Annotated in this window: 14 protein-coding genes; 5 read left to right on the top strand and 9 right to left on the bottom strand. The window is 40.8% G+C overall.

What is annotated here, in order from left to right; genetic code table 11:
* Positions 1–142 precede the first annotated feature (142 nt).
* Positions 143–310, top strand: a complete 168-nt coding sequence (locus BUA53_RS15000) for a DUF1328 family protein (protein ID WP_072836198.1) — start codon at positions 143–145, stop codon at positions 308–310.
* Between the two features lie 256 nt (positions 311–566).
* Here BUA53_RS15000 and BUA53_RS14995 read toward each other — a convergent pair whose 3' ends face one another.
* The 4 genes from BUA53_RS14995 to BUA53_RS14980 all read right to left on the bottom strand — a co-directional run bounded on the left by BUA53_RS14995 (position 567) and on the right by BUA53_RS14980 (position 2,018).
* Positions 567–782 carry a hypothetical protein gene (locus BUA53_RS14995; RefSeq protein WP_072836197.1) on the bottom strand — a complete coding sequence of 72 codons (216 nt, stop codon included), beginning with the start codon at positions 780–782 and terminating at the stop codon, positions 567–569.
* Positions 783–921: 139 nt separating this feature from the next.
* Positions 922–1,329: a hypothetical protein gene (locus tag BUA53_RS14990; RefSeq protein ID WP_072836196.1), complete on the bottom strand. Its 408-nt coding sequence runs from the start codon at positions 1,327–1,329 to the stop codon at positions 922–924.
* Positions 1,316–1,699: a phage holin family protein gene (locus BUA53_RS14985; protein ID WP_072836195.1), complete on the bottom strand. Its 384-nt coding sequence runs from the start codon at positions 1,697–1,699 to the stop codon at positions 1,316–1,318. The genes BUA53_RS14990 and BUA53_RS14985 overlap by 14 nt, the downstream gene beginning before the upstream one ends.
* Before the next feature lie 61 nt (positions 1,700–1,760).
* Positions 1,761–2,018, bottom strand: coding sequence for a YtxH domain-containing protein (locus tag BUA53_RS14980; protein WP_072836194.1), 258 nt, complete (start codon positions 2,016–2,018; stop codon positions 1,761–1,763).
* A 202-nt stretch (positions 2,019–2,220) separates the two neighbouring features.
* Here BUA53_RS14980 and BUA53_RS14975 point away from each other — a divergent pair, with 202 nt between their 5' ends.
* Positions 2,221–2,565, top strand: a complete 345-nt coding sequence (locus tag BUA53_RS14975) for a response regulator (RefSeq protein WP_072836193.1) — start codon at positions 2,221–2,223, stop codon at positions 2,563–2,565.
* A gap of 109 nt (positions 2,566–2,674) precedes the next feature.
* Here the strand turns inward: BUA53_RS14975 and BUA53_RS14970 are convergent, their stop codons facing one another.
* Positions 2,675–4,000 carry a citrate (Si)-synthase, eukaryotic gene (locus BUA53_RS14970; RefSeq protein ID WP_072836192.1) on the bottom strand — a complete coding sequence of 442 codons (1,326 nt, stop codon included), beginning with the start codon at positions 3,998–4,000 and terminating at the stop codon, positions 2,675–2,677.
* Between the two features lie 180 nt (positions 4,001–4,180).
* On the opposite strand from BUA53_RS14970, the gene BUA53_RS14965 reads away from it, so the two are divergent.
* Positions 4,181–5,269 carry an LptF/LptG family permease gene (locus BUA53_RS14965; RefSeq protein WP_072836191.1) on the top strand — a complete coding sequence of 363 codons (1,089 nt, stop codon included), beginning with the start codon at positions 4,181–4,183 and terminating at the stop codon, positions 5,267–5,269.
* A gap of 484 nt (positions 5,270–5,753) precedes the next feature.
* Here the strand turns inward: BUA53_RS14965 and tgt are convergent, their stop codons facing one another.
* Complete coding sequence (tgt, locus tag BUA53_RS14960; protein WP_072836230.1) at positions 5,754–6,893, bottom strand: tRNA guanosine(34) transglycosylase Tgt; 1,140 nt, start codon at positions 6,891–6,893, stop codon at positions 5,754–5,756.
* A gap of 143 nt (positions 6,894–7,036) precedes the next feature.
* Here tgt and BUA53_RS14955 point away from each other — a divergent pair, with 143 nt between their 5' ends.
* Complete coding sequence (locus BUA53_RS14955; protein WP_245793162.1) at positions 7,037–8,116, top strand: glycosyltransferase; 1,080 nt, start codon at positions 7,037–7,039, stop codon at positions 8,114–8,116.
* A gap of 66 nt (positions 8,117–8,182) precedes the next feature.
* Positions 8,183–8,830 (top strand): 16S rRNA (guanine(527)-N(7))-methyltransferase RsmG, encoded by a 648-nt coding sequence (gene rsmG / locus BUA53_RS14950; RefSeq protein ID WP_072836189.1) that lies wholly within the window; start codon positions 8,183–8,185, stop codon positions 8,828–8,830.
* Between the two features lie 119 nt (positions 8,831–8,949).
* Here the strand turns inward: rsmG and BUA53_RS14945 are convergent, their stop codons facing one another.
* From BUA53_RS14945 to rsmI, 3 genes are all read right to left on the bottom strand, one after another.
* Positions 8,950–10,959 carry a M1 family metallopeptidase gene (locus tag BUA53_RS14945; RefSeq protein ID WP_072836188.1) on the bottom strand — a complete coding sequence of 670 codons (2,010 nt, stop codon included), beginning with the start codon at positions 10,957–10,959 and terminating at the stop codon, positions 8,950–8,952.
* A gap of 164 nt (positions 10,960–11,123) precedes the next feature.
* Positions 11,124–11,570: a PepSY-like domain-containing protein gene (locus tag BUA53_RS14940; protein ID WP_072836187.1), complete on the bottom strand. Its 447-nt coding sequence runs from the start codon at positions 11,568–11,570 to the stop codon at positions 11,124–11,126.
* A 36-nt stretch (positions 11,571–11,606) separates the two neighbouring features.
* Complete coding sequence (gene rsmI / locus BUA53_RS14935; protein ID WP_245793161.1) at positions 11,607–12,290, bottom strand: 16S rRNA (cytidine(1402)-2'-O)-methyltransferase; 684 nt, start codon at positions 12,288–12,290, stop codon at positions 11,607–11,609.
* Positions 12,291–12,305: the final 15 nt, after the last annotated feature.

Below are 12,305 nucleotides of genomic sequence, written 5' to 3'. Positions count from 1 at the left end.
CTGAAAATCAATTGTTAGTGGAACATATTCCTCAAATTATTTTACCCAATTCTACCTAAGTATGGTCAGCAGAAAAACTTTATGGTACAATTCTTTAATTACTACCATTGAAGATTTATTAACCATACAAAAACTATAACTTATGCTACGCTGGACAATTATCTTTTTAGTAATCGCCATTATCGCAGCTATTTTTGGTTTTGGCGGAATCGCTGCTGGTGCAGCTTCAATTGCAAAGATTCTATTCTATATTTTCCTGGTCTTGTTTGTATTATCCTTAATTGCAGGCGGATTTAGAAGAGTAGATTAATGTAATTGCTATTTTATTAAAGGCGCATGCATACTGTGCCTTTATATTAAGCTTAGACCATTATATAAAAAGAAGTGGCCACCGATTTAACGGAGGCCACTTTCAAACCTAACCCTCTGATGACAAAAAATTTGAAATGTTATACCTGGAAATTTATTATCCATCCACCTAAACTTATTGACACATTCCAGGTTTTGTAAAGACCAGTCTATTATCATTGATTCATCTTAGTATCATTTCCGGTCATTTTTTATCATCATTCACCAACCTCACTATCGTTATTATTCTTTCGATCTGAATTGTAGTTACTGTTTCTATTACTTAATACTTTTTCATCTGCACGGCTATCGTTCGGAGATGTTTCAGCAAGACTATCATCTCCACCAATCCTTCTGGGTGTCATGTCAGGAAAACCTTTATTAGTATCCTGTAGTCTTTCACTGGTTGACTGATTGTTATTGCTCCTTTCCATACAGTATTTAATTTGTAATGAATTATAAGTACCTAAAAATTGTACCTGTTTTGCCAGCCAGGTACTTATTGTACATTAAACTGCTGTTTTAACAAATTCACTGGAACAGATTATTGCAGCGCACTCTCATTCCAAAACACTAGCGAGCAGATTCTGCAGTATGTGCCGTATCGGGTTTAGGACGCAGTTTGGAAAGAATGTTACTTATCTTTTGCATCAACTTGGCCTTTTGTTGTTCAGAAATGAAATGTGAAGAATAGTTCTTAACAACATATGGTATTACTATCTTGGTAAGCCAGCCTGCTTTAGCCAGCAATATTCTTCGTACCAACAGGTCTACGCTAAAGTCTAAGCCGAAATTAGCAAAGGCTCCGGTTTTATCCCGTGTAGTGAACTTGCTGATCGTCTTCATAACCTTACCTATAGGCTTAAGTCCTTCCTTTACCCCTGCTATATCATCACGTATCAAAAGCTCGGAAGCTTTCAACTGCGACAACAATCGCTGTTCTTCCTGTAAAAGATCTTCGTATGTTTTAATCTTTTTCATAAACCTTACTGATGATTGAATTCCTGATCATTGGAACAATAACCTTTTTACGTAGTGCCACTACCAAAATAATTAAAAGCAGGAAGAAGCCTGCTACGCAGAAAAATCCTCCAGCCGGGCTGTTTAACAAGCCACCCAACCACCAGGCAACACCTGTAAAGGCAAATATTAAAAAGAAGAAAGTAAATAGAACAGCCGAAACGGCAATTACGATCCCTGAAGCCGCGTTAGATGCACCAATAGTAGCCTTTGCTTTGGCCAACTGCACATAAGTCTTTACATATTCACTTGCATGGTCCTTTAAATGAGTAGCTTTCGTTTTCAGATCTTCTTTTGGAGTAGTTCCGGTTTGAGTTGCAAAATCTTCCATGCGCATGGTATTTCAGGTAAAAGAAGTGCAGGCCAATAAATGACCTGCACATATTTCAATATTAACTGAAGTTCTCAGTTACATTGTTGAATTTATTTCCCGCATCTGCTGCAGCCCTGGATCCTTTTCTTGCCATATTGCCTACTTCATCTTTTGCACTCGCAAAAAGGTCTGATAAATGACTGGTCCAGTCGCCTGTTTTCCGGGAGATCTTAGATCTTAATTCAGTTCCTTTATCAGGAGCCAAAAGTAAACCCACAACCACACCTGCGGCCGCTGCTCCTACTAATCCAAGGATGATTTTTGATTTCGTTGTCATAATGATAACTATTTATGAGGTGAGTAATTTTTGATTGTAATGTTTAAATAATCATACCAAACACCTCATTTAGAGACTGATAATAATAATTGAAAGAGAATGTGTATGATATACATCAATCCCATAATTTTATAGATGTAATCGATATTGTCCCGATTTAAGACTGGTATGATAATTTAGGAATAAAGACATTAGAAGAGCTATGATAACGAGGAAAAAAGTATTAATTATTGATGATGAGGTAGACTTATGTCTGCTCATGAAGACCTATTTCCTGCGAAAGAACTATGAGGTATATATAGCACATACACTGGGTGACGGTATTTCCAGGCTAAATGAGATTGTTCCGGATTACCTGTTTATTGATTACAATCTGCCTGATGGACTGGGATGGGATAAACTACCGGATCTATTTAAAAAGTACCCGGATATCCAATTTCATTTGATCAGTGCTTTCCGGCCTACCATGCCCACTGAACTAGATGGAGCTAAACTTACCATCTGGGAAAAGCCTATCAGTCTCAAATCATTAGATAATTTTTTCTAACTACTAATTCACGAGGGACTCTTACTTCCCTAAAGGAATATTGATATCCTTTTAAAATAAAAAGCTCCCAATATATATTGAGAGCTTTAATTTTTTTGTGGGTATAATCTTAATCACCCCAGATCTCGTCTTCACCTTTCAGCCATTTTTTTACCAGCCTTGTACTAACAGATTTGGGTCTTTCCAGTGGAAATCCTAGAGCCCTGTCCCAGCAAAGGCTAGCTAATACGCCAAGCGCACGGCTCACTGCAAATAATACGGTGTAGAATTCATACTCCACCATTCCAAAATGTACCAGCAAAGCCCCACTATGCGCATCAACATTTGGCCATGGGTTCTTGATCTTACCTAATGATTGAAGTATTGGAGGCACGGTTTCATAAATATTCCAGACAGTTTGCACCAATGGATCGTCAGGCATATGCTTTTTACCAAATTCCATTTGGGCAGTAAAACGCGGGTCGGTTTTTCTTAATACAGCATGGCCGTATCCCGGAACTACTTTCCCTTCACTTAGGGTCTTTTTTACATATTCAGCTATCTGCTCTTTACTTGGCAGATCTGTATTCAGATTCTCCCGCAATTCAAATATCCATTTGATCACTTCCTGGTTGGCCAACCCATGTAAAGGACCTGCCAATCCATTCATGCCCGCGGCATAGCTTAGATAAGGATCGCTCAAGGCAGATCCCACAAGATGCGTCGTATGAGCAGAAACGTTACCACCCTCATGGTCGGCATGGATGGTCATATATAAGCGCATTAATTCCTTGAAGCTTTCATCCTGGTATCCCATCATATGGGCAAAATTTCCTGCCCAGTCCAATAAACCATTAGGCTGTATATGATCACCATTCTTATATTTTCTGCGATAGATATACGCTGCTACCCGTGGCAACCTGGCTATAAGGTCCATTGAATCATCAAATACAGCATCCCAATATTCTTTCTTATTCATTCCCGCAGCATAGCGCTTGGCAAACTGGCTTTCGGTTTGTAAAGCCATGATTGCTACCACGAACTGGGTCATGGGATGAGCAGTTACCGGCAATGCTTCTATGGTTGCAAACACATGATTAGGAACATGGCTTCTGCGTTGCCACACAGATGTTACATGTTGCGCATCAGCATCAGTTGGCAGTTCACCCACCAGCATCAGGTGAAATAAGCCTTCCGGCAAAGGCTCCGAGCCGCCTTCTGCTTTGGGAAGTTTTTCCTGGAGTTCAGGAATAGAATAGCCTCTGAAACGGATTCCATCTTGGGCATCCAGCAATGATGTTTCTGTTACCAATCCGGTTATACCACGCATGCCCTGGTAGATCTGCGCCAATTGCACTTCACCGATCACCTTAGACCCATGCTCCTTTAAAAGATCTTTAATTTCTGCTGCAAGCACATCCGCTTTTTCCTTAAACCTGTCCTTTATAACACCCATTTTTTCTATTTTACTTGTTTATGTAGGATAATCGTTAGGGCCCTAAAGTTATAGAATGAGGTTGTTGCAACAAAAAAAGCTGACAATTAAACAATTACATTGCTCATATAACTTACTTACGCAGCAAAACTTATCATTTCTTTTCAGCTATTCTTCCAATTATATATTTACTTCGCTGTCATGCTTACCAAGATCGACTGGTACATACTTCGAAAATTCATTTTTACATTCTTTTTCTGCATGCTTATCATGACCACATTGGCAGTGGCAATTGATATAAGCGAAAAAACAGATGATTTTGTAAAGTCAGGTCTTAGCACTAGAGAGATATTCTATAATTATTACATTGGGTTTATACCATTTATCTGGGGAATGCTTTACCCCCTATTTGTTTTCATAGCCGTAATATTTTTCACAAGCAAAATGGCTTTAAAGTCGGAGGTGATAGCCATATTAGCCAGCGGCACCACATACAACCGGTGGTTAAGACCCTATTTCATTGGGGGGCTGTTCTTTGCAATAGGCCTGTTTTTCGCAGCCCGGTATGTATTACCCAGGGCTAATGAGATACGGAGCCGTTTTCAAACTACCTATATAGATAATAATGGTCCCAATCCCAATTTTAGCAGCAGTTCAATTTACCGTCGCATTGATTCTGTGACGTATGTTGGTATTAAGAACTATGATACATCTTCTAAAACAGCCGCCGGAATATTTATAAATAAGGTAAGGAACAATAAGATGTTCTACAACTTAAGGGCTCAAAGACTGGAATGGGATACTGCCAAACATAACTGGAAGCTTTTATCAGTGGTAGAGCGAAACCTGGATAGCCTGGGGGAATCCATAAGAAATATTCCCTCCATGAATATTGACCTGAAACTACAGCCAAAAGAATTGAAGGTGGACAATTATTTAAAAGACAACCTCACCACCCCGGAGCTGGCCAACTATATCCATACTGAAGAAACAAGGGCTTCCGAAGGCCTCAACCCGCTTAAGGTGGAATTATACAGGAGAACTGCTACACCATTCACTGTTTTATTACTTACCCTGATAGGTGCAACTATCGCCGGCCGCAAAACCAGGGGTGGCAGTGGACTCCATATGGCCATCGGAATAGTGATCGCAGCGATTTTCATTGTTTCCGACAGGTTTTCAACCACTTTCTCCGTAAAAGGAAACCTTCCTCCCCTGTTAGCGGCATGGATCCCAAATCTTGTATTTTCTTTTGTGGCCTACTATCTCTATAAAAAAGCCCCGAAATAAGGATAGCCCCGGTAACATTTCAATATAAGATCTGCTGATGTAATGGCAAGTGCCGGTTATGCCCTCGCCTATCTCACTATGTACCCACTCTTTTTTAAATTCTGATCTAAATCCATGTATACCACAATTCCTGCAATCGTCAAAGCCTTTTCATATAATGCAAAGGCTAACCAAAAGGAGGGATGTCCCATAGATATCCCGAGGATATCCCGAGGATAAGCCGACGATAAGCCGACTCTTATAGAGTCGGGATATCCTCGGGACATCCATGGTTTATGTATAGGATATAGATGGAAGAAGTTGGCATTAAGGGTACCTGAAAGAAATGGCCCTTATTAACCAAAGCCAGGGAATGGCGTAAACAAAAGCAATTAACCTGGTGCATTGGAAAGAATGCATTCATTTGCGAGAATGAATTATTCTAAACTCCCTGCTTTCATTCCAGGCAGTACGTATAGGAAAGGAATAATAGCGGAGGGTATTTTTAAAGCCTGGTTTTTAAAATGGGGATCATTTCTTCTTTCCAGGAGAGGAAATCTCCGGCAAGAATATGCTTACGGGCTTCTTTAACCAGCCAGAGGTAAAAGGCGAGGTTTTGAACAGAGGCAATGGTCAGCCCAAGTAGTTCTCCAGCCTTGAATAAATGTCTTACATAGGCTTTACTATAATAATGGCTGAATTCCGAATCCAGTCCATCATCAATAGGAGAAAAATCCTGTTCCCACTTCTTATTATCAATATTGATAACGCCTTTGGTGGTAAACAACATGGCATTGCGGCCGTTCCGTGTAGGCATTACGCAGTCAAACATGTCTATGCCCAGGGCTATGCACTCCAGTATGTTCCAGGGCGTTCCTACTCCCATCAGGTACCTGGGTTTTTCGGTGGGCAAGCTTTCGCAGCAAAGCTGGCAGATCTCGTACATCACTGGCTCTGGCTCACCTACGCTAAGTCCCCCTATGGCATTCCCTGTAGCATTCTTTGAAGAGACGTATTCACAGGAAGCTTTTCTCAGGTCGTGGAATACCGCACCTTGAACAATTGGAAACAAATTTTGAGTATGGCCGTAACGATCCTGGGTGCCATTGAAATGAGTGAAGCACCTGTCCAGCCAACGGTGGGTCAGGTTCATGGAATCCAGTGCATACTTATATTCAGAGTTGGCCGGAGGGCATTCGTCAAAGGCCATCATAATGTCGGCACCGATAATTCTTTCTATATCCATAACCTTTTCAGGCGTAAATAAATGTCGGCTGCCATCAATATGGCTTTGAAACATCACACCTTCTTCATTGATCTTCCTGTTGCCCGAAAGCGAAAACACCTGGAAGCCCCCGCTATCAGTGAGAATTGGCCTGTCCCAATTCATGAAATTGTGCAAACCTCCCGCAGCTTCCAGCGTTTGCATGCCTGGGCGCAGGTACAAATGGTAAGTATTACCTAAAATAATATGAGGGTCCACCTCAGATTTTAATTGCTGTTGCGAAACTGCTTTTACACTACCAATTGTGCCCACCGGCATAAATATGGGTGTTTCAATAAGGCCATGGTCGGTAGTGATCTTCCCTGCGCGGGCCGCACTCCTGTCATCTGTTTTCAATAAATCAAAGGCTAAAGCAGGCATAAGATCTAAAAAATTGGGCTGCAAGATAAGGGCAAAGAGATTTATACCAAATTTGTGAAAATCAGTCTGCGCTTGCAATGGAGCGCTTTACTATCTTCGCGCCCATGCTTATGAGGTGGGAATTCCTTATTTTTTGTGCTTTAGTGGCAGTTACTCTCGTACAACTGTTTTACTACCTTTTTTTCTTCAGACGCGTAGCTTTTTATAAACCTGCGCCAAAAGTAAATTCACAGCAACACCCGGTATCCGTGGTCATTTGCGCACGTGACGAGGATGAAAACCTAGCGCGACATCTTCCGGGCGTATTAGTGCAGGAGTATGCTACTACCAACGAAGTAATTGTTGTCAATGACAACTCCCTTGACGATTCAAAATACATACTGGCTGAATTGCAGAAAACATTCAAAAAGCTGCAGATAGTTGACCTCACGCAGGAGGCTAAAATGATAGCAGGGAAAAAGTTCCCTTTGTCTATTGGTATCAAAGAAGCAAAACATGAGATCGTGCTATTGACGGATGCTGATTGTGTGCCTGCCAGTGAACATTGGATGTTTAAAATGCAGGATGCCTTTAGCAACGGGGTGGAAGTAGCATTAGGCTATGGCGCTTATACCAAGATGCCAGGCCTTTTGAATAAGATCATCCGGTTTGAAACGTTTCATACTGCCCTTCAATATTTTGGATATGCCCTGGCGGGTAAGCCTTACATGGGTGTAGGCAGAAATTTAGCCTATAAGAAGAATCTATTCTTTAAGAATAAAGGCTTTTCATCTATTAACCATATTGCAAGCGGGGATGATGACCTGTTTATTAATAAAGTAGCCAATAAACACAATACAACGGTAGTACTGGATCCTGAAGCATTTACCCTGTCCAATCCAAAACGCAGCTGGAAAGAATGGATGCGACAAAAGAACAGGCATTACAGTACGGGCAAATTTTATAAATCCTCGCATAAGTTTCTATTGGGCTTATATACTTTTTCCTTTTTCCTTTTCTATCCCCTGTTTATTGCTACAGCTATAACATTTGACTGGAGATGGAGTCTGATACCCCTTGTTGTCCGATTGGTTACACAGGCAATCATCTGGAATAAGGCAATGAAACGACTGGGTGAAAACGATCTTTTCTCATTGTTTTTATTCTGGGATATCTGGATGTTCATTTATTATATCATTTTTGCTCCTGCCTTATGGAAAAAGCCCAGGAAGAGCTGGAATTAACTGTAAAATCTCTTTGATGAATAATGGGTACTTTCCGAGGGCTCATCAGAACCAAATGATTGATTGATGGACATACTATTAAAATATTTTTCTGATTTTACTCATGCCCAGGTAGAACAATTCAAGTCACTGGAAGGACTATATAAAGAATGGAATGCCAAAATCAACGTGATCTCAAGAAAGGATATTGACAGCCTTTATGAAAAACATGTCTTGCATTCGCTCGCTATTGCTGCAGCGTTTGAATTTCCTGCCGGCCTGGAGATTGTGGATATAGGCACTGGTGGAGGTTTTCCCGGAATTCCATTGGCTATCTATTTTCCTGAAGTAAAATTTCACCTGGTTGACAGTATAGGTAAGAAATTAAAAATAGTAGAAGCAGTTAAGGAAGCTATTGGTTTACAAAACGTGACAACACAACATGCCAGGGCACAGGAAATAAAGAACAGGAAGTTTGACTTTGCAGTGAGCAGGGCTGTGGCTCCATTAAAAGACCTGTTGCAATGGAGCCGGCCATTATTGAAGTCATCAGCTTATACATTTGAATCCGCGTCAGGCCAGGTGTTACTTCATTCAGGCCTGATCTGCCTGAAAGGTGGCGACCTGGCCCAGGAAATATCTGAAAGCGGGGCCAAACCAAGGATGATAGAGGTATCCAGTTTGTTTCAAGAAGAATATTTCAGGGAAAAGTATTTGTTGTATGTAAAGAAGTAACTCAATAGTTATGGCCTAAACATGGGAATTAATTTTATTCCAGGATAAAAAGTTATGTGCAATAAAAAAGCCTCAACCCAGTAATGGTTGAGGCTTTTTTATAAACACGTAGAATCAACTTACCATTTTAATTCCAACCGGTTATTTTTCCTTTCCACATCTGCCATTCTGTACGACGGATCTATCTCCACGGAAGTGATATCAGTAAGCTTCCTGGAAGTACTGATCTCGTAAGTGGGATGTGTCCATTTCCACTCCTCATATACCTTACGCCCTTCCTGCCCTTCTTCAGCCGGCTTTTCGCCAAACATCAATGACATAGGAATATAATGCCACTCACTTGTACCATCTTTAAATGTCACCTTAACATCTATAGGCATAGGCATCATTCCAATATCACGCAGACGGATATTCGTTCCATTACCGCTCTGCCATAAAGAGTCTATGGCATAGTCAATTGTTTTGGTAGAGCTGATCCAATATTCCTTGTACCAATCCAATTGAATATTACTCAGTTTTTCAGCCACACGAATAAAGTCATTTGCATTAGGATGTTTAAAACGCCATTGACGATAATACTCCAGCATAACCTGGTCCCTGGCTTTAGCCCCGATAATGTATCCCAATTGTTCCAGGAATACAGCACCCTTTGAATACGCTGCATTACTGTAGGCATAATTGGTATTATAATGGTCGGAATGTGTACTCATTGGTTCTTCTTTTCCACTTTTCACCAGCCTGAAATAGCCATTATAATTTGGAGCTTGTAAAAGAGGTTTCACATTTGCTATAGAATCTGACCGCTTCAAAGCTTCAGGATTATTGAGCAAGGCTTTTCTTAGTACTTGCTGGCGATAATATTCCTCTACCTTATTGGTTGCAAACTCTGTAAAACCTTCATCCATCCATGGGTATAATGATTCATTGGTACCCAACATGCCCTGGTACCAGCTATGCATCCATTCATGGAAGGCAGTGCCCAATGAAGGACCCGAGATCATGGTGCAGTTAGGATATTCCATACCCCCATCACCGCCATGAATAAAAGAGTATTGCTTGTAAGGATATGCTCCAAACGTTTTTTCAATATAAGGAAGCACGGTGACGGCCGCATTGGCTACTGTTTCCCATTGCTCATCCCATTTCTGAACATAATTATTGAAATCGTTTTTGTAGCCTGAACGTGCTGCATCGCTCATATCTTCCCATACATCCCTGGAAGGCTGACCATTGTAGATTACATTAATGGTTGGACCACCTGGCACCTGGCGAACAATGTGTTTATACTCAGGATCAGCCGCCCATGCAAAATCATGCACATTGGGAGCTACAAAATGCCATGTCAAAGTCTTTGCCTTTGAGGCAGGACCTTTTGATGTCGGGGATGCATAGCCATAACCCACTTCTTTAGCATTTACAACGGTTCCTGATCCGCCCAACAAATAACTTCCGTCTATATTGATCTTAACATCATAATCGCCCCACACTCCATAAAATTCCCTGGCAATATAGGGTGTTGGGTGCCATCCTTCATAATCATATTCCACCAACTTAGGATACCATTGTGTCATTGTATAGCGAACCATTGTAGATGGATTATCCCTACCGCTTCGGCGCACCTGCAGGGGTACCTGGGCATCCCAATCCATATCGAATATTACTTTAGACTTAGGTAGTATTGGCTTATCCAGCATTACTTCCAGGATGGTCTCGTGCAATTTTGTTTTTTGAATGCGCCCATTCATTTTAATAACAGACACCTTTTCGTAGCCGATCTCCTCTGGAGTAAGATTTAGGATCCTGTCTTCCACCCTTGGATCCCAATCGGCTACTTCATTGCCATTCCTGTCTTTTCCCATGATAATGGTGCCCTGCCTGCGGCTGCGCACATCCATCATACTGTTTGGCTGAAATGCATTCCAATATAAATGGAAGAAAACCCTGTGCAGGGTATCGGGAGAATTATTCCAGTATTCAATATTTTGTTTTCCCTTATATTGATTGGTTTGCACATTCATATCAATATTCATAGTGTATTTCACTCTTTGCTGCCACCTGTCGGGCTGGGCAAATAGGGTGCAGGAAAGAAACAGTAAAATAATAAGTAACGGAACAAAGGGTTGCTTCATATGTATGTATTGTCTATTGTTTATGCATAAGGTTACAATCATTCATTGCCTGGGGCTAAGGTTATCAGGTGCTCAAATGCTTTAGCGGTAAATTTCGACAAATGAGTGTTATAATAAAAATAAAAACCCTGCATGATGCAGGGTTCACTAATTATTAGAATGAATTAAATAGCTATAGAATCTTCAACTAACTGTCCTTTCTCATTAAAATACAGGTATTTCTTTTGAAGATCATTTTTCCTTGTCTTCAGCCGGTAACGTTCTGTTCCGCCTGCCCTGTAAATGATCTTTGTTTCTTCCACCTCACGATCTGCATATTTACTCTTTAAGAATCCATCCTTTACCGCATCTGGTAATTGATCGTATGTTATAGATTTTTCAGTGTTTTCCCAAACACCTTTTTTAGTATAGTTCGCCTTTAAAGTATCTCCATTCAAAGTGAAATTCACCCAAACGTTCAGAAGATTATCCTTGTATTCTACATTTTCCGCAGCCGGATATTGTTTTGTAAATGTTTCTTTAACAGCCTGGGGTACATTATCACTTTGGGCAAAACTGGTTGCTCCCAGAGTCAGCAGACCTAGCACCAGCAGTAACAGATTTCTTTTCATAGTTTATTTTTCATTGTCTATGAAATTTTAATGCCATTATGTATCACTACCCTCAACAATAATTACAATTTCGCCCTTAACATTTTTAGTTTGAAAATGATCGTGAACTTCCTGTAAAGTACCCCTGGCATTTTCTTCAAACATTTTTGTCAGTTCCCTGCTAACTGAGCATTTCCTTTCAGCACCAAAATAAGTGATGAGATCGGCCAGGGTTTTTACCAATCTTAAAGGAGACTCATAAAAAATCATGGTTCTTTCTTCTGTTGCCAGCTTTGTGAGCAGGGTATGCCTGCCCTTTTTTAAGGGCAAAAAACCTTCAAATGAAAACCTGTTTGTTGTAAGTCCACTATTAACAAGCGCAGGAACAAAGGCTGTAGCCCCAGGCAAAGTTTCTACTTTGATATTGTTGCGGATGCACTCCCTAACCAATAAAAAAGCCGGATCGGATATGCCAGGTGTGCCGGCATCTGTAATAACAGCCATAGTTTTTCCAGCTAAGAGCTGGTCAACCAGGTGCTGAACAATTTTATGTTCGTTATGCTGGTGGTAGGGGGAAAGCGGCTTGTTTACCTGGTAGTGGTTCAACAATTTAGAAGAGGTCCTTGTATCTTCGGCCAGGATAACATCTACCTGTTGCAATACTTCCAGTGCTCTTATTGTAATATCTTTCAGGTTGCCGATAGGCGTGGGTACAAGGTAAAGCATTCCGCTAGTTGCCATTACTTCCTGTTTAGG

The organism is Flavisolibacter ginsengisoli DSM 18119 (assembly GCF_900129295.1).
GTDB classification, from domain to species: domain Bacteria; phylum Bacteroidota; class Bacteroidia; order Chitinophagales; family Chitinophagaceae; genus Flavisolibacter; species Flavisolibacter ginsengisoli.
This window is presented reverse-complemented; position numbering and strand designations above follow the sequence as displayed.

Bases quoted from the DNA above. Each gene is read 5' to 3' on its own strand.
- BUA53_RS14965 (WP_072836191.1), top strand. From the start codon at position 4,181: ATGCTTACCAAGATCGACTGGTACATACTTCGAAAATTCATTTTTACA.
- BUA53_RS15000 (WP_072836198.1), top strand. From the start codon at position 143: ATGCTACGCTGGACAATTATCTTTTTAGTAATCGCCATTATCGCAGCT.
- BUA53_RS14995 (WP_072836197.1), bottom strand. From the start codon at position 782: ATGGAAAGGAGCAATAACAATCAGTCAACCAGTGAAAGACTACAGGAT.
- rsmI (WP_245793161.1), bottom strand. From the start codon at position 12,290: ATGGCAACTAGCGGAATGCTTTACCTTGTACCCACGCCTATCGGCAAC.
- BUA53_RS14980 (WP_072836194.1), bottom strand. From the start codon at position 2,018: ATGACAACGAAATCAAAAATCATCCTTGGATTAGTAGGAGCAGCGGCC.
- BUA53_RS14940 (WP_072836187.1), bottom strand. From the start codon at position 11,570: ATGAAAAGAAATCTGTTACTGCTGGTGCTAGGTCTGCTGACTCTGGGA.
- BUA53_RS14945 (WP_072836188.1), bottom strand. From the start codon at position 10,959: ATGAAGCAACCCTTTGTTCCGTTACTTATTATTTTACTGTTTCTTTCC.
- BUA53_RS14985 (WP_072836195.1), bottom strand. From the start codon at position 1,699: ATGGAAGATTTTGCAACTCAAACCGGAACTACTCCAAAAGAAGATCTG.
- BUA53_RS14975 (WP_072836193.1), top strand. From the start codon at position 2,221: ATGATAACGAGGAAAAAAGTATTAATTATTGATGATGAGGTAGACTTA.
- BUA53_RS14990 (WP_072836196.1), bottom strand. From the start codon at position 1,329: ATGAAAAAGATTAAAACATACGAAGATCTTTTACAGGAAGAACAGCGA.
- rsmG (WP_072836189.1), top strand. From the start codon at position 8,183: ATGGACATACTATTAAAATATTTTTCTGATTTTACTCATGCCCAGGTA.
- BUA53_RS14970 (WP_072836192.1), bottom strand. From the start codon at position 4,000: ATGGGTGTTATAAAGGACAGGTTTAAGGAAAAAGCGGATGTGCTTGCA.
- tgt (WP_072836230.1), bottom strand. From the start codon at position 6,893: ATGCCTGCTTTAGCCTTTGATTTATTGAAAACAGATGACAGGAGTGCG.